Source organism: Pandoraea sp. XJJ-1 (assembly GCF_026802345.1).
GTDB lineage: Bacteria > Pseudomonadota > Gammaproteobacteria > Burkholderiales > Burkholderiaceae > Pandoraea > Pandoraea cepalis.
In genome coordinates, this window is the sequence record NZ_CP113827.1 from 996704 (window position 1) to 1020662 (window position 23959).

The 23959-nt window shown below is 58.5% G+C and carries 16 protein-coding genes, 2 tRNA genes and 3 rRNA genes; 12 read left to right on the forward strand and 9 right to left on the reverse strand.

The annotated features are described in order from the left end of the window. Window positions 1–477 precede the first annotated feature (477 nt). The gene (locus tag OYT13_RS04605; RefSeq protein ID WP_268567334.1) at window positions 478–702 is read left to right on the forward strand and encodes a helix-turn-helix transcriptional regulator; all 225 of its coding nucleotides are present in this window, start codon (window positions 478–480) and stop codon (window positions 700–702) included. 590 nt (window positions 703–1292) lie between these two features. After that, window positions 1293–2132, forward strand: a complete 840-nt coding sequence (locus OYT13_RS04610; RefSeq protein ID WP_268567335.1) for a hypothetical protein — start codon at window positions 1293–1295, stop codon at window positions 2130–2132. A gap of 14 nt (window positions 2133–2146) precedes the next feature. On the opposite strand, the gene OYT13_RS04615 is transcribed toward OYT13_RS04610, so the two are convergent. The 3 genes from OYT13_RS04615 to OYT13_RS04625 form a co-directional block, all read right to left on the reverse strand. Then, window positions 2147–2878 (reverse strand): hypothetical protein, encoded by a 732-nt coding sequence (locus OYT13_RS04615; RefSeq protein WP_268567336.1) that lies wholly within the window; start codon window positions 2876–2878, stop codon window positions 2147–2149. 50 nt (window positions 2879–2928) lie between these two features. Further along, window positions 2929–4179 carry a tyrosine-type recombinase/integrase gene (locus tag OYT13_RS04620; protein WP_268567337.1) on the reverse strand — a complete coding sequence of 417 codons (1251 nt, stop codon included), beginning with the start codon at window positions 4177–4179 and terminating at the stop codon, window positions 2929–2931. 289 nt (window positions 4180–4468) lie between these two features. After that, window positions 4469–5374, reverse strand: coding sequence for a LysR family transcriptional regulator (locus tag OYT13_RS04625; RefSeq protein WP_268567338.1), 906 nt, complete (start codon window positions 5372–5374; stop codon window positions 4469–4471). A 209-nt stretch (window positions 5375–5583) separates the two neighbouring features. Here OYT13_RS04625 and speB point away from each other — a divergent pair, with 209 nt between their 5' ends. The 3 genes from speB (at window position 5584) to OYT13_RS04640 (ending at window position 8563) form a co-directional block, all read left to right on the forward strand. After that, a complete protein-coding gene (gene speB, locus OYT13_RS04630) occupies window positions 5584–6558 on the forward strand; it encodes an agmatinase (RefSeq protein WP_261939170.1) in 975 nt (324 codons plus the stop codon). A 78-nt stretch (window positions 6559–6636) separates the two neighbouring features. Beyond that, entirely contained in the window at window positions 6637–7671 is a 1035-nt protein-coding gene (gene tauA / locus OYT13_RS04635; protein ID WP_150562489.1) for a taurine ABC transporter substrate-binding protein, read from the forward strand. A gap of 289 nt (window positions 7672–7960) precedes the next feature. Continuing rightward, complete coding sequence (locus OYT13_RS04640) at window positions 7961–8563, forward strand: hypothetical protein (protein WP_268567339.1); 603 nt, start codon at window positions 7961–7963, stop codon at window positions 8561–8563. 109 nt (window positions 8564–8672) lie between these two features. On the opposite strand, the gene OYT13_RS04645 is transcribed toward OYT13_RS04640, so the two are convergent. Genes OYT13_RS04645 through OYT13_RS04655 form a run of 3 tightly spaced genes read right to left on the reverse strand, consistent with a single transcriptional unit; the run spans window position 8673 to window position 11540 of the window. Then, window positions 8673–8954, reverse strand: a complete 282-nt coding sequence (locus OYT13_RS04645) for a XapX domain-containing protein (protein WP_017231632.1) — start codon at window positions 8952–8954, stop codon at window positions 8673–8675. A 26-nt stretch (window positions 8955–8980) separates the two neighbouring features. Next, the gene (locus OYT13_RS04650; protein WP_268567340.1) at window positions 8981–10840 is read right to left on the reverse strand and encodes an amidohydrolase; all 1860 of its coding nucleotides are present in this window, start codon (window positions 10838–10840) and stop codon (window positions 8981–8983) included. Between the two features lie 13 nt (window positions 10841–10853). Further along, window positions 10854–11540 (reverse strand): hydrolase, encoded by a 687-nt coding sequence (locus tag OYT13_RS04655; RefSeq protein ID WP_017231634.1) that lies wholly within the window; start codon window positions 11538–11540, stop codon window positions 10854–10856. Between the two features lie 232 nt (window positions 11541–11772). Here OYT13_RS04655 and OYT13_RS04660 point away from each other — a divergent pair, with 232 nt between their 5' ends. The 7 genes from OYT13_RS04660 to OYT13_RS04690 all read left to right on the forward strand — a co-directional run bounded on the left by OYT13_RS04660 (window position 11773) and on the right by OYT13_RS04690 (window position 19072). Then, a complete protein-coding gene (locus OYT13_RS04660) occupies window positions 11773–12471 on the forward strand; it encodes a response regulator transcription factor (RefSeq protein WP_198288634.1) in 699 nt (232 codons plus the stop codon). A gap of 834 nt (window positions 12472–13305) precedes the next feature. Next, window positions 13306–14838 (forward strand): 16S ribosomal RNA (locus OYT13_RS04665). Between the two features lie 64 nt (window positions 14839–14902). After that, window positions 14903–14979: transfer RNA gene (locus OYT13_RS04670), tRNA-Ile, on the forward strand. A gap of 112 nt (window positions 14980–15091) precedes the next feature. Then, a tRNA-Ala gene (locus OYT13_RS04675) sits at window positions 15092–15167 on the forward strand. A gap of 327 nt (window positions 15168–15494) precedes the next feature. Next, a 23S ribosomal RNA gene (locus tag OYT13_RS04680) occupies window positions 15495–18372 on the forward strand. Between the two features lie 132 nt (window positions 18373–18504). Continuing rightward, window positions 18505–18617: ribosomal RNA gene (gene rrf / locus OYT13_RS04685) — 5S ribosomal RNA — on the forward strand. The 16S, 23S and 5S rRNA genes sit together here with 2 tRNA genes alongside, the layout of an rRNA operon. A 233-nt stretch (window positions 18618–18850) precedes the next feature. Further along, window positions 18851–19072, forward strand: a complete 222-nt coding sequence (locus tag OYT13_RS04690; protein WP_268567341.1) for a hypothetical protein — start codon at window positions 18851–18853, stop codon at window positions 19070–19072. 237 nt (window positions 19073–19309) lie between these two features. On the opposite strand, the gene OYT13_RS04695 is transcribed toward OYT13_RS04690, so the two are convergent. From OYT13_RS04695 to OYT13_RS04705, 3 genes are all read right to left on the reverse strand, one after another. After that, a complete protein-coding gene (locus tag OYT13_RS04695; RefSeq protein WP_315973449.1) occupies window positions 19310–20110 on the reverse strand; it encodes a serine hydrolase in 801 nt (266 codons plus the stop codon). A 787-nt stretch (window positions 20111–20897) separates the two neighbouring features. Then, the gene (gene ggt / locus OYT13_RS04700; protein WP_232424580.1) at window positions 20898–22520 is read right to left on the reverse strand and encodes a gamma-glutamyltransferase; all 1623 of its coding nucleotides are present in this window, start codon (window positions 22518–22520) and stop codon (window positions 20898–20900) included. A 582-nt stretch (window positions 22521–23102) separates the two neighbouring features. Continuing rightward, a complete protein-coding gene (locus OYT13_RS04705; RefSeq protein WP_369751564.1) occupies window positions 23103–23948 on the reverse strand; it encodes an SURF1 family protein in 846 nt (281 codons plus the stop codon). Between the last annotated feature and the right edge of the window lie 11 nt (window positions 23949–23959).

Sequence of the window (23959 nt, forward strand, 5' to 3'; positions counted from 1 at the left end):
GCCAGACCGTCGAAGTTGTTGTGATGGCTTCGTGGCGAGCCACGTATTTGTCTCGACCGCACGCTGCCAATCTGGACGGTCGCCCCTTTGGCGTACACCGATTTACGAGATCGGCTCCTGTAATTGGGATCGGTCTTTGGCCCGTGTAGCTGGCGTATTTCCGATCAATCAGGCCCCATCTGGCGTGGCTCTGTCAAAAAAACGGGCATAACTTTCTCGTCGAAACTCACTGGCAACAAGCAGTGAATTTCGAGCGCGTGCCGCTTGATCCGAGACGGATAACGATCACCCGGGAGCAGGCCCAAGGCTCTGCTCATCGAGGCGAATTTTTTCATCCACAAAACGCAAATAGTTGCAACCCTGGCTCTTTGAATATTTTTTTATGTCGAGTAGCAGGCTTGGTCGATTTGATGGCGATCCCTAGATTTCGGTCCATCGACTCAGCGAGTCATTTTTGACAAGGGTGCAAATATCGAAATGGAACCGAGCAACTACACCGTGACGCGCGCTATTGGTCTGCGCGAAGTGGCGCTTCGTGTGGGGCGTTCCCGCGCGTCGATCTACGAGGCGCTCAATAAGAAGTCGCCACGTTACGACGCAGCATTCCCTGTGCCGTTCAAGCTCGGCCGTCGCACATTGTTTGTGGAGGCAGAAATCGAGCAATGGCTTCAGGCGAAGATTGCCGCCAACCGTACTTGCTAAACAGAAGGCCTTTTACAGACGCCATTGCCTAGAAATTTGGGAGAGAACATATCGCTTGCGCGCACAGAAAAGCGGCATCCCCTATTGCTGCGATAACTCGCACTCTAGGACGTTGCAATCAAACCCGCTCGGCTGTTGATTCTCAGCTAGGAGGTCATATCGAGTAACGATCACAAGCCGCAACATGGAACCAAGCCTCGATGCCGATTTCGCGGCAGTTACCCAAGGGGAAGGTGATTTTCAACCACAATGCACATTGACCGGCCCAGCGCCGATCGACGACACGGAAACTAACTATGACAACTAGCGCAGATTCAATCCGGATAGCAGGAAAAAAAGCCGTAGAGGGCGCTGCGGTGGTCCTTCGACAGCGGTACGGTGGCAACTTCGCCGCGAAGACCGTAGAGGTCGGCGCCGTACGCCGCCTTTGCAGCGTGACGGCAACAATGCAGCGTGTTGTTAGGTCGCGCACCACACTCTTTGGCGCGGTGCCCGAGAGGCATTCGCGCCGCACAGGAGTCTTCCCTGCGGCCCTACTTGGGCGCGCTCTTGCTAGCGCCGTTGCCACTGACTTCTCCGCAGTCCGCCGCATGTTTCCGAAGCACATTTTGCATCCGCATTTCGAACTGCTGGAGGCATATGTAGCGGAAAATGGGCTGCAAAACTCATTGTCGGAAAGAAGACCGCTTGTTAGCGATATTGAGTGGCTCAATCGTTGCGTAACGGCACTTCGACAGCGTGGGAAAACCGTAGCATTTGTCCGCGCACGTGATGAGTTCATAAAGACCGCACGCCGGCGAATTTCCGCCCAACGCGCATATGTCGACGCGCTGTTGCGCGAGCATGGACAGTTGTACGTCGTTCGCTTGAATTTAGGGTATGCGCACGAGGCAATCAGCGCGGCGAGTGCAATGCCGTCACTCGCGGATGCAGCGCTAGTCTCGATGCATCGCCTTGAGTTTCTTCGTTTGACAGCAACGCTTCCTTCGCTCAAGCGCGTTGGATTCATCTGGAAGCTAAATCACAGCGGCCTGAATTCGTATTCGATCGACATGTTGCTTTTCTACCGTACCGATACGATGTGGGTCGGCTCCATGGCTGCCCAATGCCTCGGGGACTTTTGGGTTAATCAGGTCACTGGAGGGCAGGGTAGCTTTTACAACTTCAACGCACTGCCAGATTCGCGAATCGGGTATTTGCATCGCGATAGTCTCGCAGACGTTGAGTATCTAAAGAACACGGTGGCTGCGGAACTCGTTTGCGGCGACTACTACGCAAAACTCGACGCCCCTGATCGGCACGTCTTCGAGAAGGGCAATCTTCCCAAGGCCGAAAGCGTCGAAAGGAAACGAGGGCGCCCCCGAACCGCATCGGTGAAAACGAATGCCGCCAAAGGCCCTAGGGGTAATGGCGCAAATATCGTTTCTTAAGGTTCGGCTATGGCCTAACATTCACGGTCGCCAAATGCTCCTCTGACCGCTGCGTCTTCGCGAAACCAAATGAGAATCCGCTTATGCACTTGGGGGCTCATCTTCAATTCCGGATGCTGTTCGATAAACTCAGCCAGAGCAGGTTCGATACTTTGGGCGGCCTGGTCGCGGGATCTCCAGCCTTCCTCCGGGCGCATCGCTTTAAGTAAGCGGATGCATTCAAGCTTTGCCGGCATGTATCGTTCGGCATTTTTCTTGCCAGCGTTTGATGCTCGTTTGCGCTTGGCATGGGCTTGCATTGCGGCGTAAAAGCCATCATCCGTCGCATTGCAACTCAGTTGTGCCTCATCAAGGTACTTTCTCACGCGCTGGCGAATTGCATCCTGTTCAGACGGACTGGCTTCGGCAAGTGATTTCATCACTCGGTCGGCTAGGACCCACAGCAGGAATGCCTGCGTGGCATGGACCAGCGTTTGGTCGTCTGGAACCGTTTCAAAATACCTCCCAAGTGTATCGGTTAGGTATTTCTTGGCGCTGTCGTCATCGCTATCGATTGCCCGGCATGCCGCAGCCTTGCACGCAAAAAAGCGCTGGGCCTTCGCGTCGCCGGCTGCGTTAATCCACTCGACTAGACGGCGGCCAAGATTATCAATGGATTCTTCCAATGTAGGCACCGGAAGTGGATCCATGCTAATCGTGAACGCGCCGATGCTCTCGTCGTACATCTGCCTTACGATCTTGGTCATGCCGTATTTACGTAAAAACCATTACTGAGGATGTCTAACAGGCCAACACTTCAGGTCGTGACGTTAGCTGTGGGGGGTGAAGCCGGCTGCCCGCAAAATCGCGCCCAGTCGGACATTAACAGGGCGCGCTTCGCGAGCAGGTCACCGCGTTGATACGCAGCCTCAACGCCGTCGGCCAGTTTGTGGGCCAGTGCATGTTCGCAAACCTCTCTTGGATAGGCGGTAGTCTCACCTGCCCAATCGCGAAATGTTGAGCGGAAACCATGCTGCGTCAGTCCTACGCGTCCCATGCGGCGTAACACGGAAGTCAGCGCCATATCGGAGAGCATGCCGTTGCGCGGAGCAGGAAAAACGAACTCGCAACCGACGATGCGAGGCATTTTCTTGAGCAACTGAAGTGCCTCATCCGAGAGCGGCACACGATGTTCCTTCCTGGCCTTCATTCGCTCTGACGGAACGATCCAGATCCGCGATTCAAAATCTATTTCACTCCAGATGGCGCCCCGTACTTCGCCTGAGCGGGCTGCCGTCAACACAGCAAACTCGAGCGCTCGGGCTGAGGCTCCCTCACGCTTGCGAAGCTCGGTCATGAATTCTGCAATTTTCGCATAGGGCAGTGCGGCATGATGTTCGACCTTCTGCACTTTGCTGCGCGCGGGCAGTTCATGCTCAAGATGCCCCTTCCAGCGAGCAGGATTTTCACCCTCTCGATAGCCTCGGAACGCGGCCCAATCGAGAATAGACTCGATGCGCCCGCGAAGGCGGCTAGCCGTTTCCGTCTTCGCGTGCCACAGGGGGGCCATGCCGTCGCCGCTCTTAACTTCCTGCTGCAAGACACCAAGCACACGATCAGTATCGATGGCGCTCACGGACAGTTTGCCGAACTTAGGAAACACGTAAGTGGCGAGTGTATTTTCCCACTGCTGAACGTGCTTCTCATTCTGCCAACCTGTCCGGTTAGCTTCGATGTAGGCCGCCGCGCACTCCTCGAATGTCTTGCTCTTTGCGGCTTCCAAGCGCGTGTGCCTTTGAAGAGCTCGTCGCTCTTCGATAGGATCGCGTCCGTCGATAACAGCCTTGCGGCACTGCAACGCCTTCTCTCTGGCCTCTGCCAATGAGACCGTATGCACCGGCCCTAACCCCATTTCGCGCGCCTTGCCGTTGTTAGAGTATCGAAACACCCACGACTTACCCCCGAGCTTACTCACTTGCAGCCACAGACCGCCGCCATCACCGTAGTACCCTGGAGTCTTCGTGCGCTGCACTCCCAATGCGGAAAGCTTATTAATTCCACCTGCCACGGCAATCCTCTACCCATGAATTTACCCATGCAATTGAATCCGATTTCATCGGATATTGCAAGACAACCCAAGACGTGGAGCAGTTGCATTGCCTTTATCTATAGAGGTTTTATGGATTTTGGTAGTCGCAGCTGGACATGAGGTGAGCGGACCCTCTCTCCGCCACGGATAAACAAAGGGCTTCCCGAGTGGAAGCCCTTTGTACGTTGGCGGCTCATATGCCCGACGCCGTGATTCAACGTGCGCCAGACAGCAACATCACCGTCATGGTGTGTGAACTGCGCCATCTTCACTTGCCATTTGCTCCGCCGCGCAACGCATCCAGGAATGCCCGTGCGGCGACAGTCGTCTCGCGGTCCTTTCGGGTAATGAGTCGAAACTCGGCGTGGTGGGTAAGGTGATCCGGGCGTAATGACCGCATCAGGTCTTGCCGGATCCAATGCTGCGCGTAGTGCGTGGGCAGGTAGCCGACAAACTTTCCCGAAAGAATGAGCGTGGCGACGGCCTCCATGTGGAAAACGCTCGCGCCGACCTTGAGGTTCGTGAGGATGCCGAACTCTTTCGTCTCCCGTAAATATCCCCGCGCGACATAGTCGAGACCACTCACGCTCTGCATGTCAACGTCATCGGGCGCCAGTGCGAAGAGCGGATGCCCCGCGCCGCAATAAAGCTGAATTTCCTCTCGATACAGCGGCTCATAGATCAGGCCCGGTCGCGTATCTCGAAACGGTCCGATGCCGAGATGAAGCTTTCTCTCCAACACCCCGGCCTCGATTTCCCTGGGCGACTTGATCTCCAATCTGATCTCCAGATCTCGACTTTGTTGCTTGAGCATGCCGATGGCGCGTGCAATGTGCGATTGCGCATCGGTAATCGTATTGTCGACGACGCCAATCGCCAACTCGCCGCTGATCTGACCGCGTATTTCCCCAATGTCCGTGCGGAACACCTCGACAGACTCGAGCAGCCGCTCAGCGGCTCGATAAAGTGAGTGGCCCTCTTCCGTCAGCCGGAAGCCACGGCGCCCGCGCTCGCAAAGGCGAATGCCCAGGCGTGCTTCCAGGTCGGCCATATGCGTACTGATGGTCGACAGGTTCATGTTCAGCGCAGACTCCGCCGCCGAGAAGCCGCCGCAGTCCGACACTGTTTTGAATATACGCAGCAGACGCAGATCGAAGTCAGTTACTTTGATCATGACGATGGACTCATGGGCCAGGCAAACGAGGGATCGGCACGCAAGGGTGGCGGTAATGCTTCGGAAAATACCAAACTAAAGTTCGAACAATCGGGATTCCATAGGACGTGCGCAACGGACACACTCGCTTCACGCATCGCTCGGTGCCGCTTACCAGTGCGCGTCGGGCGATCCAGTCCGAGACACCCCTTGCCACCCAGGAATTGTCTATGAAAGAAAATAAATTCGCACCCATTACCGGTACCGTCATGCCTCGGTTTTCGGGATTGGCGACACTCATGCGGTTGCCTTATGTCGGTCTTGACGACGAAAGCATTCGCGCCGTGGATGTCGGCCTGATCGGTGTGCCTTGGGACGGTGGCACCACCAATCGGCCAGGGGCGCGCCATGGGCCGCGCCAGGTGCGCGATCTTTCGACGATGGTGCGCAATGTCAATCGGGCGAGCGGCATCAACCCCTTCGAGCTTTGCAATTGTGCCGATCTGGGCGACACCCCAGTGAACCCGGTCGACCTCATGGATTCCCTTGCGCGTATTGCGGCGTTTTACGATGAGGTCTGCAATGCCGGCATCGCGCCGCTGTCCGTCGGCGGCGATCATCTGGTGACGCTGCCGATCTTGCGCGCCGTGGCCAAGCACCGGCCTGTGGGCATGGTGCACTTCGATGCGCATACAGACACGTGGAATCGATATTTCGGCGATAACGCCTACACCCACGGCACGCCGTTTCGGCGCGCCATCGAGGAGGGCTTGCTCGATCCCAAGCGCACGGTACAAATCGGCATTCGGGGCGCGTTGTACAACGACAGCGAGAACGACTGGGGTGAACGACAGGGCATTCGCGTGATTGATATCGAGGAATGCCGCGCGTTGGGCGTCGAGGGGGTCATTGCCGAAGCACGGCGAGTCGTCGGCGACGGTGCAACTTACGTCACTTTTGACGTCGACGCCCTGGATCCGGTGTACGCCCCAGGCACCGGAACGCCGGAAATTGGCGGCCTGACGACCCTCGACGCGCAGCGCATGATTCGCGGGCTCCAAGGATTGAACCTGATCGGCGGAGACGTCGTGGAAGTCTCTCCGCCGTTCGACCCGAGCGGCAATACCGCGCTGGTGGGGGCGACGCTGATGTTCGAGATTCTCTGTGTGCTCGCGGAAAGTATTCGCAGCCGCAAATCACTTTGACCACAGTGGCGGGCGTGGAGGGGGGCGGGCACGATGCTCGCCAGTCCTGTCTCGCTACGCCGAATTGGGAGAGACGGAATGAAATACCTGACAAAAATCGTCGGTTCGTTCGTATGTGGCGTGTTTCTGTTGGCGTGCGGTGGCGCATTGGCCCCGGCCCGCGCAGCCGAGAAGGTCGTCAACGTGGCGTATCAGACGACCTACAGCCCCTGGATTGCGGCGATGGTGAATGGCGCGTTTGAAAAGGCGACCGGCTACCAGATCCACTGGAAGAAGTTCGATTCCGGCGCGGCGGTGATGAGTGCAATGGCGTCTGGCAGCATCGACATCGGTGTGCTGGGATCGAGCCCGCTGGCGGCGGCAGCCAGCCGCGGAATGGACATTCAGTTGTTCTGGATTCTGGAGGACATCGCCAACGCCGAGGCGCTCATGGTGCGTAACGCGGCGAACATCCAATCGCCCAAGGACCTGGTGGGCAAAACCATCGCGGTGCCGGTGGCCAGCACAAGCCATTACCAGTTGATGTACATGCTCGACAAATGGGGCATCACCCAGCAGGTGAAGCTGGTCAATATGACGCCGACGCAGGCCGCCGCCGCATGGGAGCGAGGCGACGTCGACGCTGCCTTCATCTGGGGGCCGGCGCTCGGCCGGATCCGGCCCACCGGAAAGCCATTGATCACGGCAGGGCAGATATGCGCGCTGGGCCGTTGCACGTTTGAGGGGATGGCCGTGACGAAGACGTTCGGGGCCGGCAATCCTGAATTCATGGCCAAGTTCATTGCGGTGCTGAACGCGACGAATCGAGACTTCATAGAGCACCCCGACGCATGGGGGGCCGGTTCGAAGAATATGGCGGCAGTGCTGCGCGGGCTCGGTGGCAATGCCAACGACGCGGCAGAAGAAATGGCACTGTACAAGTATCCGACGTTGGCGGAGCAGGTCTCATGTCAGTGGCTTGGGTGCGGGGAGAAGGGCGGTGCGGCACAAACGCTGAAGTCGACGGCCGAGTTTCTGCTCCAGCAGAAGAAGATCGATGTCGTGAAGTCCGACTATCGGGGTGCGGTGGCGGTCCGGTATCCCGAGGCGGCATCCAGCCTGACGCCGAAATGAACGATTAAGGCGTCGCAACGCGGCCCGGTGCGCTAATCGCCCACGATGTCGGGTCGCGCGCCGGAGCCTCACGTCGCAAGCAATCACACACGCGAACAAGCGACGGTGGCGTGGCGCGATTTCTCGAATCGAGTCAATGACCGGTCCATGGCGGGGGGCTCGGGGATTGTGCGGACTGTCATCGGGTCGCCGCGTGTTCGCCAGAACTGCAAGCCCGCCGCTCGTATGGAAAAGTGTGGCGCCAAGGCGATGGCAGGATGCAATCTCCCACCACCCACGGAGGTTGTCCATGAATCATGTAGGCGCCGCAACGATCAGCACCTTACCGATGGTGCCCAGCACCGAGCACCGGCCTTTGGATCGCCCGAGTGAGCGTTTCATCGCAGATCTCCGGGCTGTTGGACTCCAGGCGGCGGGAAGGCTCCGCTCGCCCATGGCGGCATTGGCGGTACGAACGCGTGACGACACCTCACAACGCTCGCTGCCGCTTCTGTCCGTCAATAACCTGGAGAACTTGCCAGATCCGGAACCGGCCGTCGACTTCGCGTTTTTCCGCGAGCCTTTGAAGCAGAACGAAACACTTCTGAGTCAATGGGGGGAAGCGGCGAGCGCCGGTAGTCAATCCGAAGCATGGTGCCGATTCGTCGACGACATCAGTGTCCGCTTCTTTAAAGGCAGCCGGAAGCAACGCGTGATGGATGCGCTGATGCTATGCATCGACGTGCTGCCGCCAAACCGTAGGGCGGATGCGCTGGCGTGTTTGCTCGCGGACGGTGAAGAGGGGATGGCCGCTGCGGAGGAATTCTGGGAATACATCGGGCTGGATCGTATCCCCGATGCGGACAAGGATCGGGTGCGTGAGTTGATTCGCCAGTATGAAATAGGCATGTAAGCCGCCGAACTCCCTTTGACGTGCCCGGTGGGAAACGATACCCCTCCGCGTTGCGCGGTTCGTTACCCGCCGGGCGCCAACAAGCGACCTATCCCTCTCCGACGACAGATCAAGCCTTGCGCGAGTCGCTCTCGGCAGCTTCCTTCGTCGGTTGCGCCACTGGCCCGGGCAAGCCGGTGATCTTCGGCACGCATTCGCGATGGAACCAGACGAGATTGACCGGCTCGCCAGCGAGCAGTCGCTTGACCGGCGGTACGACCTGTTCGCCGATCAGCATGCCGAGCAGCCCGATGAGCGCGACAGCCGGCGGTGCCGGGGAACGCACGCCGAGACCGCCGTAAATGATGCCGACGAGCACGCCGACGCCGAGCGATACGAGATATAGCTTCATGAGGATTCTCCGAACCGTCCGAACGATCAGAACGCCCAGCACGAGCAGCCGAGCGCACCCCAGAAGCCGCTTTCGTCAGACGCCGGCACACTGGACGACCACGCCCTCGCATGCGCATGACCATGTACCCCGCACGACGTCGCGCATGCACAACTCACGCTCACGTTAAGCACTTGCGGCTGGCGAGGCGAGTAGCCCACGCCATGCCGTGCCGGCGACCAGTCCGGCATGGCCGGCGGAATTTCCGGGGCATGGCCGCCGAAGTCGCCGTCGCCGTAGACAACCTTTCCGCCCAGCAATGTAAGCACCGACGTAATGTCCTGGATTTCGTCTTCAGGCACGCTGAAGTAGTCGTCGGAGAGCACCGCCAGATCGCCGAGTTGCCCCACTTTGATCTGCCCCTTCTTGCCAACCTCAGACGAGAACCATGCGTTGGCTTCCGTCCAAAGGCGCAACGCATCGTCGCGATCGAGCAGGTTGCCCGGCGCGGACAGGCGCAGCCCACCCACGGTCTTGCCCGTCACGAGCCAGTAAAGCGAGACCCACGGGTTGTAGGAGGCGACCCGCGTCGCGTCCGTCCCTGCGCCGACCTTCACGCCGCGCTCCAGCATGCGGCGGATCGGCGGTGTGGCTTCGGCCGCACGCGCGCCATAGCGCTCTACGAAGTACTCGCCTTGATAGGCCATCCGGTGCTGCACGGCAATGCCGCCGCCCAGGGCCGCGATGCGATCGATGTTGCGATCGCTGATGGTCTCGGCGTGATCGAAGAACCAATGCAGGCCGTCGAACGGCACATCCTTCGCGACCTTTTCATAGACGTCGAGCGCGCGGGAGATGGTCTCGTCGTAGGTGGCATGCAGACGCCACGGCCAGCGGTTTTCCGCAAGCAGCCGCACGACCGGCTCGAGATCACCTTCCATCGATGGTGGCATCTCGGGCCGCTCGACGCGAAAGTCCTCGAAATCGGCGGCCGTGTACACGAGCATCTCGCCCGCGCCATTGTGACGATAGAGATCGTCGCCCTGGCCGGGGCTGACTTGCTTGACCCACTGACTGAAATCCTCAAGTTCGGCCTTGGGCTTCTGCGTGAACAGGTTATAGGCGAGGCGCACCGTGAGCTGTCCCTCGCGATGCAGCGCTTCGATGATGTCGTAGTCCTCGGGGTAGTTCTGGAACCCGCCGCCCGCGTCGATCACGCCCGTCACGCCGAGCCGGTTGACCTCGCGCATGAAGTGGCGCGTCGAGTTCTTCTGATAGTCCGGGGGCAGCTTCGGGCCCTTGGCGAGCGTGGCATACAAAATGGTCGCGTTCGGCTTGGCCAGCAGCAGCCCGGTCGGATTGCCCGACGCGTCGCGCACGATCTCCCCGCCCGGCGGGTTGGGCGTGTCTTTCGTATAGCCCACCGTACGAAGGGCTGCGCCGTTGAGAATCGCACGGTCATACAGATGCAGGATGAACACTGGCGTATCGGGGGCAACGGCATTCAGTTCGTCGATCGTCGGCAGACGCTTCTCGGCGAACTGATGCTCGGTGAACCCACCCACCACCCGAACCCATTGCGGCGCAGGCGTACGGTCGACTTGCGCCTTCAACATGCGCATGGCGTCGGCCAGCGAGCGAACCCCGTCCCAGCGCAGTTCCATGTTGTAGTTGAGACCGCCCCGGATGATGTGCATATGACTGTCGATCAGTCCCGGGATGACGCGGCGGCCCCGCAGGTCGATGACCTCGGTGCCGCTGCCGGCCAGACGCATCACGTCGTCGCGTGTGCCCACGGCAGTGAACTTCCCGCCGGTGAGCGCCACGGCATCCGCCTGCGGATTGGCGCGATCGAGCGTGGCGAACTTGCCGTTGATGAGAATCAGATCGGGGGTGGGGGCGGACATGGCGTCCCTCCTGTCAGCGAGCGGGCACGGCCGGGATGGCGTCGTGCGGCGTTGCGGTGCGCTGCGCCGCCTTGTGGACCATCGTGTAGGCGTAGTCGACGCCCATACCGTAGGCACCGGAATGCTCCTTGACGAGCTTCATCACGGCATCGTACGAGTCGCGATGTGCCCAATCTCGTTGCCATTCGAGCAGCACCTGCTGCCACGTCACGGGCACGACACCCGCCTGCACCATGCGCTGCATCGCATAGTCGTGAGCTTCCTTCGAGGTGCCGCCCGACGCATCGGCAACCATATAGATCTCGTAGCCGCCTTCAAGCATCGCGCACAACGCGAATGTGGTGTTGCAGACTTCGGTCCACAGGCCAGAGACGATGACCTTCTTGCGACCGTTGGCGGCGAGGGCGTCGCGCACCTTCTGGTCATCCCACGAGTTCATCGAGGTGCGTTCCAGCAACTTCTGGTTCGGGAAGACGTCGAGCAGTTCCGGATAGGTAAAGCCCGAGAACGATTCAGTCTCCACGGTCGTGATCGTCGTCGGAATATTGAAGATGCGCGCGGCTTTGGCCAGACCGACCGCGTTGTTCTTGAGTGCTTGACGATCCATCGACTGAACGCCGAAGGCCATCTGCGGTTGATGATCGATGAAGATGAGCTGGCTGTTTTGCGGGGTGAGGACTTCGAGCTTGGGATTCGACATGAGGGGCTCCGGTGGTAATGCGGACATGGGGGTGATGCCACGGCGGCAGATCTTCCGAAGCCTATGCCGTTCATGTTGCTCGGACTATCGTCTCTTCGTATTAGCGTCCGTCATCCCCTTTCTGACGCAGTCCGTCCGGCAATGTTTACCGAGAATAGCGCGGACGTTCGTGCTTTTCTATGGCGTCGAACGATATGTCTCGCTGCTATCGTATACTCGTCCGCACTGAATCATGACACTGCCTATCCGCATGAACGGGCTTTCGGATAACGATACCGCGACCGTCTACGTCGTCGACAACGAACCGGCGAGCAGAGACACGCTTTGCGCGCAGCTCTTCGCCGCCGGCGTATGTGCGCGCGGCTTTGCGTGCGGGGCATCGTTCCTTGCGAGCGAACGTGCTGCTGGGCCTGCGTGCCTTGTGGTCGATATGGATTTCGATGTGGTCGGGAGCGGGTTGGCTTTGCAGCGCGCCCTTGTCGCGATGCGGGATCCGATCCCGGTGGTCTTCATCGCCGATGACGCGGATGTGGCGACGAGCGTCCAGGGCATGAAGGCGGGGGCGGTCGACTTTCTCACCAAGCCGTTTGGCGCAGGCGTGTTGCTTGATGCTGTGGGCGCCGCGCTCGCGCAGGATCGTCTGCGCCTCGCACGCGAGAAAGTGAGCACGACCGTCGCCGACCGGGCGCAGCGGCTCTCGCCGCGCGAGCGCGAGGTGATGGCATTGGTCGCGGCGGGCCGCATGAACAAACATATTGCGGACGAGTTGGGCATCAGCGAAGTCACTGTCAAGATTCATCGCGGCAATGCCATGCGCAAAATGGAAGCCCGCTCCTTTGCGGATCTCGTCATCATGGCGCACAAGCTAGGCATGACGTCCCCAGCGCTTTATCACGGCGGTATTGGCCGAAATCGCCGAGAGACCGCCTGATCGACGGCGCGCGGTTCGCGCACCTTCATATCTTGTTGCCCCGTCTCCGGACGCATCGATTCCTGGCGCGCCAACTCCCGACAGATCGACGGCTCGACGCTCAACTGGGCGACCGGGGCGTCGTATGCGCTTGGCGCATCGTTATTTGCCGGAAATTTATCCCGCCATCTCCAGCGGCGACGCGACCAGCCGATCCATATATATAGAAAGATGGCATGGGACGACGTCGCGCTACGCGGCTGCGGATCACTTGTAGACCGTTCCGGCGTGCAAGCATTTTTCGTTGGTGAGGCGCGTGTCGAGCATCGAACACGGCGCTAAACGGCAGGGACGCGTCGCCGCCTTCAAAAAAGTTTCACGAAGGGCTTGCGCGGTTGGTCGAACCTGTCTAATATTCCGTCTCTCGCAACGACGGCGACGCAGCGAAAGCGGCGAAGCGGTGGGGGCGGCGGGCTGGAAAGCCCGGTGGTTGGTGGTTTTGGAGCTGGTGAGTTGCTACGGCGACGAGCGAAGAAGGCGAAAAAAACTGTTGACGACGACGAGAAGCTGCGACATAATCTTGCTTCTCTGCTGCAGATGCAGCGACGCAGAAAACGAAGCGACGGCGCGGTAAGTGTGCGACGAAGCGAAGTTCGATGCGATTGATCTTTAAAAACTAGACAACCGATAAGTGTGGGCACTCGATGAATAGTGCGTCTGCTTCGGCAGATAAGCTTTAAATTTATTGAGGCTCACATAAGTAATAGGTAAGTTAAGTAATTAACTTGTCAGCATACTTTGAGAGCGACCGGTTCGAGTGATTTATCACGAAAAACCGAAAACAGTAACAGGTTTAAACTGAAGAGTTTGATCCTGGCTCAGATTGAACGCTGGCGGCATGCCTTACACATGCAAGTCGAACGGCAGCACGGGTGCTTGCACCTGGTGGCGAGTGGCGAACGGGTGAGTAATACATCGGAATGTACCTTGTAGTGGGGGATAGCTCGGCGAAAGCCGGATTAATACCGCATACGCTCTGAGGAGGAAAGCGGGGGACCTTCGGGCCTCGCGCTACAAGAGCAGCCGATGTCAGATTAGCTAGTTGGTGGGGTAAAAGCTCACCAAGGCGACGATCTGTAGCTGGTCTGAGAGGACGACCAGCCACACTGGGACTGAGACACGGCCCAGACTCCTACGGGAGGCAGCAGTGGGGAATTTTGGACAATGGGCGAAAGCCTGATCCAGCAATGCCGCGTGTGTGAAGAAGGCCTTCGGGTTGTAAAGCACTTTTGTCCGGAAAGAAATCCTCTGGGTTAATACCTCGGGGGGATGACGGTACCGGAAGAATAAGCACCGGCTAACTACGTGCCAGCAGCCGCGGTAATACGTAGGGTGCAAGCGTTAATCGGAATTACTGGGCGTAAAGCGTGCGCAGGCGGTTTTGTAAGACGGATGTGAAATCCCCGGGCTTAACCTGGGAACTGCATTCGTGACTGCAAGGCTAGAGTATGGCAGAGGGGGGTAGAATTCCACGTGTAGCAGTGAAATGCGTAGAGATGTGGAGGAATACCGATGGCGAAGGCAGCCCCCTGGGCCAATACTGACGCTCATGCACGAAAGCGTGGGGAGCAAACAGGATTAGATACCCTGGTAGTCCACGCCCTAAACGATGTCAACTAGTTGTTGGGGATTCATTTCCTTAGTAACGAAGCTAACGCGTGAAGTTGACCGCCTGGGGAGTACGGTCGCAAGATTAAAACTCAAAGGAATTGACGGGGACCCGCACAAGCGGTGGATGATGTGGATTAATTCGATGCAACGCGAAAAACCTTACCTACCCTTGACATGTACGGAATCCTGCTGAGAGGTGGGAGTGCTCGAAAGAGAACCGTAACACAGGTGCTGCATGGCTGTCGTCAGCTCGTGTCGTGAGATGTTGGGTTAAGTCCCGCAACGAGCGCAACCCTTGTCCTTAGTTGCTACGCAAGAGCACTCTAGGGAGACTGCCGGTGACAAACCGGAGGAAGGTGGGGATGACGTCAAGTCCTCATGGCCCTTATGGGTAGGGCTTCACACGTCATACAATGGTCGGTACAGAGGGCTGCCAAACCGCGAGGTGGAGCTAACCCCAGAAAACCGATCGTAGTCCGGATCGCAGTCTGCAACTCGACTGCGTGAAGCTGGAATCGCTAGTAATCGCGGATCAGCATGTCGCGGTGAATACGTTCCCGGGTCTTGTACACACCGCCCGTCACACCATGGGAGTGGGTTTTGCCAGAAGTAGGTAGCCTAACCGTAAGGAGGGCGCTTACCACGGCAGGATTCATGACTGGGGTGAAGTCGTAACAAGGTAGCCGTAGGGGAACCTGCGGCTGGATCACCTCCTTTCTAGAGCATGCACTGGAAGTTGAGTGTTCACGCTTATCGGTTGTTGACTGCGTAGATCTAAGTCGGGTCTGTAGCTCAGGTGGTTAGAGCACCGTCTTGATAAGGCGGGGGTCGAAGGTTCAAGTCCTTCCAGACCCACCAAACTCTTTCCACCGACGCCTGGTAGAAAGAAATCTGGCTGAGGCAAGGCACAAAAGGCCGCCGCATACATCGGTATGCAAGGTTTTTTGTAACGCCGCATCAGACTGATTTGGGGGGCATAGCTCAGCTGGGAGAGCACCTGCTTTGCAAGCAGGGGGTCGTCGGTTCGATCCCGTCTGCCTCCACCAATTCCTTAGATCGCACATCGATGTCAGTCAAAAGCTTTTACGTCTGTGGTAAATCCCCAAGTGTGAATGTTTTTGAATGACAGCAATGTCATGCAGTATTTGTTCTTTAACAATTTGGAAGAAGTAGTAGTACAACGGAAGCGCGTTAGAGATGGCGCGTGGAAATTGTACGGGTTGTGATTGTATCAACTAGTATTTAAGTGATCGAAAGATGACTTGGAATACGGCACAACGCGAAAACTCAACCTATAAAGAGTCGGTGCTCTGCATCGGATCCTCGTAAGCGCCAAAGCGCAAACGATGATCGAGAAGACACACTCGTTATAGGGTCAAGCGAATAAGTGCATGTGGTGGATGCCTTGGCGATTACAGGCGATGAAGGACGCGATAGCCTGCGAAAAGTTGTGGGGAGCTGGCAAATAAGCTTTGATCCACAAATGTCCGAATGGGGAAACCCGGCCCTTTGGGTCATCCTAGACTGAATACATAGGTCTAGTGAAGCGAACGCGGCGAACTGAAACATCTAAGTAGCTGCAGGAAAAGAAATCAACCGAGATTCCCAAAGTAGTGGCGAGCGAAATGGGACCAGCCTTCAAGATTTAGCACCGGTGTTATCAAAACGGAATGGAAAGTCCGGCCATAGTGGGTGATAGCCCCGTATGAGAAAACCCTGGTGTGGAACTAAGCTTGAGAAAAGTAGGGCGGGACACGTGAAATCCTGTCTGAAGATGGGGGGACCATCCTCCAAGGCTAAATACTCGTAATCGACCGATAGTGAACCAGTACCGTGAGGGAAAGGCGAAAAGAACCCCGGGAGGGGAGTGAAATAGATCCTGAAACCGCATGCATACAAACAGTAGGAGCCTCGCAAGGGGTGACTGCGTACCTTTTGTATAATGGGTCAGCGACTTACATTCAGTGGCAAGCTTAACCGAATAGGGAAGGCGTAGCGAAAGCGAGTCCGAATAGGGCGTTCAGTCGCTGGGTGTAGACCCGAAACCAAGTGATCTATCCATGGCCAGGTTGAAGGTGCGGTAACACGTACTGGAGGACCGAACCCACTAATGTTGAAAAATTAGGGGATGAGCTGTGGATAGGGGTGAAAGGCTAAACAAACTTGGAAATAGCTGGTTCTCTCCGAAAACTATTTAGGTAGTGCCTCGTGTATCACCTTCGGGGGTAGAGCACTGTCATGGTTGAAGGGTCCATTGCGGATTACTTCGCCATAGCAAACTCCGAATACCGAAGAGTGCAATCACGGGAGACAGACATCGGGTGCTAACGTCCGGTGTCAAGAGGGAAACAACCCAGACCGCCAGCTAAGGTCCCTAAATATTGCTAAGTGGGAAACGAAGTGGGAAGGCTAAAACAGTCAGGAGGTTGGCTTAGAAGCAGCCACCCTTTAAAGAAAGCGTAATAGCTCACTGATCGAGTCGTCCTGCGCGGAAGATGTAACGGGGCTAAGCAATATACCGAAGCTGCGGATGCGAGCTTGCTCGCATGGTAGGAGAGCGTTCTGTAAGCCTGTGAAGGTGTCTTGTGAAGGATGCTGGAGGTATCAGAAGTGCGAATGCTGACATGAGTAGCGATAAAGGGGGTGAAAGGCCCCCTCGCCGTAAGCCCAAGGTTTCCTACGCAACGTTCATCGGCGTAGGGTGAGTCGGCCCCTAAGGCGAGGCAGAGATGCGTAGCTGATGGGAAGCAGGTTAATATTCCTGCACCGTCGTATGATGCGATGGGGGGACGGATCGCGGAAGGTTGTCCGGGTGTTGGAAGTCCCGGTCCCTGCAGTGGAGAAGGCGCTTAGGCAAATCCGGGCGCGTAATTCAAGGCTGTGGGGCGAGTACCTTCGGGTACGAAGCAATTGGAAGTGGTTCCAAGAAAAGCCTCTAAGCTTCAGTCATACGAGACCGTACCGCAAACCGACACAGGTGGGCGAGATGAGTATTCTAAGGCGCTTGAGAGAACTCGGGAGAAGGAACTCGGCAAATTGGTACCGTAACTTCGGGATAAGGTACGCCCTTGTAGCTTGACTGGCCTGCGCCAGGAGGGTGAAAGGGTTGCAATAAACTGGTGGCTGCGACTGTTTAATAAAAACACAGCACTCTGCAAACACGAAAGTGGACGTATAGGGTGTGACGCCTGCCCGGTGCCGGAAGATTAAATGATGGGGTGCAAGCTCTTGATTGAAGTCCCGGTAAACGGCGGCCGTAACTATAACGGTCCTAAGGTAGCGAAATTCCTTGTCGGGTAAGTTCCGACCTGCACGAATGGCGTAACGATGGCCACACTGTCTCCTCCCGAGACTCAGCGAAGTTGAAGTGTTTGTGATGATGCAATCTACCCGCGGCTAGACGGAAAGACCCCATGAACCTTTACTGTAGCTTTGCATTGGACTTTGAACCGGTCTGTGTAGGATAGGTGGGAGGCTTTGAAGCAGGAACGCTAGTTTCTGTGGAGCCGTCCTTGAAATACCACCCTGGTTTGTTTGAGGTTCTAACCTAGGTCCGTAATCCGGATCGGGGACAGTGCATGGTAGGCAGTTTGACTGGGGCGGTCTCCTCCCAAAGTGTAACGGAGGAGTACGAAGGTACGCTAGGTACGGTCGGAAATCGTGCTGATAGTGCAATGGCAAAAGCGTGCTTAACTGCGAGACTGACAAGTCGAGCAGGTGCGAAAGCAGGTCATAGTGATCCGGTGGTTCTGTATGGAAGGGCCATCGCTCAACGGATAAAAGGTACTCTGGGGATAACAGGCTGATACCGCCCAAGAGTTCATATCGACGGCGGTGTTTGGCACCTCGATGTCGGCTCATCTCATCCTGGGGCTGTAGCCGGTCCCAAGGGTATGGCTGTTCGCCATTTAAAGAGGTACGTGAGCTGGGTTTAAAACGTCGTGAGACAGTTTGGTCCCTATCTGCCGTGGGCGTTGGAAGTTTGAAGGGGGCTGCTCCTAGTACGAGAGGACCGGAGTGGACGAACCTCTGGTGTACCGGTTGTCACGCCAGTGGCATCGCCGGGTAGCTATGTTCGGAAGAGATAACCGCTGAAAGCATCTAAGCGGGAAACTCGCCTTAAGATGAGACTTCCCTGGGAACTCGATTCCCCTTAAGGGTCGTTCAAGACCAGGACGTTGATAGGTCAGGTGTGGAAGCGCAGTAATGCGTTAAGCTAACTGATACTAATTGCCCGTGAGGCTTGATCCTATAACCAGTGTGTTTTTCCTGGTGTGAGTGTCGTGCAGTGTGCCGATACAACTCACAACCCAACCAATGTAGTACTACGCTTCTTCCAAATTGGTTTTGTTGAGCCCCGCTCAGCAGAACATACAAGTTATGCCTGATGACCATAGCGAGTTGGAACCACCCCTTCCCATCCCGAACAGGACCGTGAAACAACTCCACGCCGATGATAGTGCGGATACCCGTGTGAAAGTAGGTAATCGTCAGGCTCCCCCTAAAAACCCCTTGCTAACTCGTGTAGCAAGGGGTTTTTGCTTTTCCCCGGTGATAACGCCCAGCTCTGGCGCGGCTGCGCGGCTCGATGACATGGTCGTGTCGACAGCGATAACGCCCAGCGCCGGAGCGCCTGCATGGCTTGATGCCATGGTCGTGTCCACGTCGGTAATGCCCAGCGCCGGCGTGGCTGCGTTGGCTCGATGCCAAGGTCGTGTCCACGGCGATAATGCCCAGCACCGGAGCGCCCGCGTGGCTCGATGCCCAGGTCGTGACGGGGCAGCTTGATCTGGCTGACATTCCCATGACCAATCCACCAATCCACCATTTCGGAACCAGTTCGCCGGACGGTCTTCGGTGGATGCCGTTGCCGAAATGGGGCGCCTCGACTGTCCCAATGCGCTGGGTGATCGAACAGCGTTATCGCCCGCGCATGGCCTCGCGCGACTGACGTATCAGGACGCTGGACCACCCGCAGACGCCAAGGTGCCGTCTCACTTAGATATGCCAACCGCGCCAGTTATCACACGCGTGTCGTCGTAACGAGCATGACAACCGATAGACAGTGACGTCGTTGAGGTGGGCGCCTTCACACGCGCGTGCCGCGCGTCGTCGCAACGAGTACGACAACCAATGAGCGATACGTGCGCCGTTGAAGCGTGCGCCTTCACACGCCCCGTGCCGCGCGTCATCGCAACGAGCACGACAACCAATGGGCGATGCGCACGCCATCGAGGCGGGAGCCTTCCGGCGTGTCGCTGCCAAGCATCGTCACGATCACGGGACGCCGTTTGTGCACAAGCACGCGCATCACCATGTTATGCCCCGATTCGTTAATGAAGCCGGTCTTCTGGACGCTTGCATCCACTTTCCCGTAGCGCACCAGACGGTTTGTATTGACGTACTGCAACTGTCCCTTGCCCGTATTCACCCGTTGCTGATGATCAATCGAATAGCGACGGATCAGCGGATACGCGTTCGACGCCCGTACCAGACGCGCCAGTTCGCGCGCCGTCGATACATTGTTCGGTGATAGCCCGGTCGAGTTCGCGAAACGCGTGTTGGGCATGTTCAAGGCGCGTGCCTTGCGATTCATGGCGGAGATGAAGGCTGGACGTCCACCCGGATAGTCGCGGCTCAATGCGGCAGCAGCACGGTTTTCCGACGCCATCAACGAGATGTGGAGCATGTCGGCGCGCGAAAGCGTCGAGCCTACCGCCAGACGTGAATGGCTGAACTTGAGCGTATCGAGATCCGCATTCGTGACCGTGAGGGGGGCACGCATGGCCGGTCCACTATCGAGCCAGACGACTGCCGTCATCAGCTTCGACAGCGAGGCGATCGGGCGCACTTGATTGGCGTTGAGGGAGAAGAGCGGCGTTTTGGTATTCTCGTCGACAATATAAACGGCGCGCGAGAAAAGCCGCTTGCGTGATGCCGGCGTGAAGCCGCACCGTGCGAGCAGGCGTGGTTTGGCAGCAGTGTGCACGCGCGCGGTCGCGTTCGTTACCGCGCCAGCAGTGCGCACCGCTCCCGCTGCTCTCGACACTTTCGGCGTCGCATGCTGCCGCGTAGCATTAGCCCGATGCTTCACCGTCGTCTGCGCCCGACGCGCAGGTTTCGCCGCTTTACGGCCTGCATGGGTCTTTGCCCGATGATGTGCCGATCGATGGTGCGGCGCACGCGCAGCCGTTGCTTTCCGACGCGCGGGCTTCGACGTCGTCTTTGCTGCCATCTTTTTGTGCTTCGCCGGTTGGAGGTGGCGCTTGCCATGACCCGAATGATGGCTGGTCACCGCGAGCGCATCGCTGACTGGCATCCCGGCAACGAGCAGCGTCAAGCCAAAGAGCGCCAGGCGAGCGAGCGCGACGATGCGTGGCGTCAGACGAGGGAACCGGGAGAGACGAGGGCGGCGAGGGAGGCGACGAAGACGAGGCAACGACGAGCTAAACAATGGGTACCACAGGGCAGACATCTTCACGCGGTTCCATAGTCAGAAGATACGGTCGACATGTGCACACAACAAGGCAACTCGCGGCAGCAGCCACCGCACGCGATGCAGGCGAAATACACGGGAAACCTGTTGGACGTTACGCGCGCGAGGAGTTCCTGAGCGTTCAAACGACGCATTACAAAATGTTACAAATGTCTAACTCTCGGGGTACGAAGACGCTGCGACACACACGTTCGCAGACGGCATCCATAAAAAATGGGGCCGCGCGCGCGGCCCCATCAATTCCTTCGATCCCAATGTCGTTTGGATCACACGCCCTCAATCAATAACCGAGCGCGAGTCCCGTGTTGCGACGCGGATCGTTCGCGCCATAGTAGCGGTTCTTCCCGATCGGTTTGCCGCCCAGCGACGGCGCGCCCACGAGAATGGCGGCGACGTGGTTCGCCGGTTGCGGGCCGGCAAACTTCTGACCCCAACTTTCGAGGATTTTCTGCGTGTCGGGGCTCAGGGCGAACCGCTCGATGTTGGTCGCCTCCGGCATCCACTGCTGGTGGAAGCGCGGGGCGTCCACGGCTTCTTGCAGATTCATGCCGTAGTCGATGACGTTGAGCATCGTGAGCAGGGTGGCCGTGATGATGCGGCTACCGCCCGGCGTGCCAACGACCATGACCGGCTTGCCATCCTTCGTGACGATGGTCGGGCTCATCGACGACAGCGGACGACGACCCGGGCCGATGGCGTTCGCTTCGCCCTGGATCAGGCCATACAGGTTCGGCACGCCCACCTTGGCGGTGAAGTCGTCCATTTCGTCGTTGAGCATGACGCCCGTGCCGTTGGCCATCACCTTTGCGCCGAACCAGTCGTTGAGCGTGTAGGTGACCGACACCGCGTTGCCGTCGCGATCGATGATCGAGTAGTGCGTGGTGTTGCTGCCTTCATGCGGCGCCACCCCCGGCTTGATCTCCTGTGAGATACCCGCCTTCTGCGGGTTGATGGCCGCGCGAATCTTGGCCGCGTATTGCTTGTCGAGCAGGTGGGCAATCGGGTTCTTCACGAAATCGGGATCGCCCAGATAGCTGTTGCGGTCGACGTACGCGTGGCGCATCGCCTCGATGGTGTAATGCACCCCCTGCGCCGAGTGATACCCCAGCTCGGTCATCGGGTAGCCTTCGAGGATATTCATGATCTCGCAGATCACCACGCCGCCCGAGCTGGGCGGCGGGGCAGAGACCACGTGATAGCCGCGATAGTCGCACTCGACCGGCGCCAGTTCGCGCGTCTTGTACTGATCGAGATCGGCCTGGGTGATGATGCCGCCCCCCGCCTTCATCGACGCCACCAGCTTGTTGGCGACCTCTCCCTTGTAGAAACCGTCGGTACCCTTCGCGCTGATCAGCTTCAACGTACGTGCAAGATCCTTCTGCACAAGGCGTTCGCCTGGCTGGAACGGCTGGCCCTTGTTCAGGAAGATGGCGCCCGAATTGGCGCGGTCGCTCTCGAAATTCTTGGTCGCCGTCCAAAGCATGTCGACGTCGCCCTGATCGAGCACGAAGCCCTTTTCCGCCAGCGTGACGGCGGGCGCGATCAGTTGCGCACGAGTCTTGGTGCCATACTTTTCACGGGCGTATTCCATGCCCGACACGGAGCCGGGTACGCCCACTGCCTGATAGCCCGTGGTCGAGGCACCCTTGATGACGTTGCCGTCTTTGTCGAGATACATGTTAGCCGTCGCGGCCAGCGGGGCCTTCTCGCGGAAATCGAGGAAGGTCTTGCGGCCGTCCGCAAGCTGGATCGTCATGAAACCGCCGCCGCCGAGATTCCCGGCTGCCGGATATACCACGGCGAGCGCATATCCCACGGCCACGGCCGCGTCGACGGCATTGCCACCGGCCTTGAGCACGTCCACGCCGACTTTCGACGCCAGGTGCTGGGCGGTGACCACCATGCCGTTCTCGGCACCGACCGGTGCCTGCGAGGCCGCGTGAACGTTGAACAACGCACAGCTCAGCGCTGTCGCCAAAAACGCTTTGGATAAGGTTGGATTTTTCATCGTCTTTAAATGTTCTTGTTTGAGCGAGATAGGGGGAAATTTCAACTTCGCTGGCGACGGACGCACGACCAGCAGCTCGCCCGCGCGGCGCACCTGAGGCTGGCACGGTTGCGGGGCGACGTCTCCGCTGCCTTGGTTTCGGCATGCGTAACAGTTCCGTCGACCATGGAACGTTAACGCATATCGGCTAATTAGGGAATGATGTCTCACACGTCCGCGTGACGGGCCACATTGCGAGATCGAGTGGCTCTGGACATTCCGCGGAAGTGCCCGCTTGTCATTGCCGACAAGCGCTTGTTGCTATATGGGGTCAGATGTGGATGGGCGGTCGCTGCGGGAATCGAGGCAGATCGGCAGGCGGAACCGGTTGAAACGATGAGGTTCCGCCTGGCAGCTGTTGCGCTGTCACCACGTTGTCGTGAACGCGATTTCGGAAGGATGCGACACGAGACCGCGTCGCGGCCGCAGGGCCTTCGACTAGCCGCCCTTACGGAGTTCGAGTCGGATGACGAACCCGCCGGCCACGGCCGACATGATCGCCAGCGCGTACCACGTCAGCAGATAGCTCATATGGTTGTTCGGGAACTGCACCACGGTGAGCCCGCCCACGGGGTAGTCGAGTGCCGGTGCCCGGCCGGTGACGGCTTCAGCATCGCCGCTGACGAGCGCGCGGCTTGCATCTGCGCCCGGCTTGCCGTCGGCATCGACGAAGAAGGGCGCCACGTCGGCGCTCGTTAGTCCGCGCGCGGTCGCAATGGCCGCGACGTCGCGCGAGTACCAGAGGTTCTCCGACGGCGCATTCTTGCGAAGGAATCCGCCGCCCGGCTCGGGCATGCGCAGCAGACCGGTGACGGTGACCTCACCCGCCGGGACGGCCGGCACGGATTCCTTCCAGCCCGGCGGAACAAAGCCGCGGTTGATCAGCACTTCGCCGCCATCTGCTGTGCGCAACGGCGTGAGCACCCAGAACCCGCCGCCCAGATCGGTGACGGCTTGCACGAGCGTGTCCTTGTCGAACTGGTACGTGCCGCTGAGCGAGACGTGGCGATACTCATCCGCGGCCGCGTTGACCGAGGCCCACTGGCCACGCAAGGGCGCCGGGGTGGGCGGCGCATGCACGCGCGAATTCACACGCTCGATCAGATCGAGCTTCCAGGCGCGGCGATGAAGCTGCCAGGTCCCGAGCGAGACGAAGACGCTGACCAGCACCAACGTGATAACGCCAAGGATGATCAGTCGAAGGGGAGACGGGCGGGCGGGCGCGCCGGAAGTGCGCGGGGGACGCTGTGCGCCCCCCGAGTCATGAAGTCGATTGCTGCTCAAGGGAAGTGCCG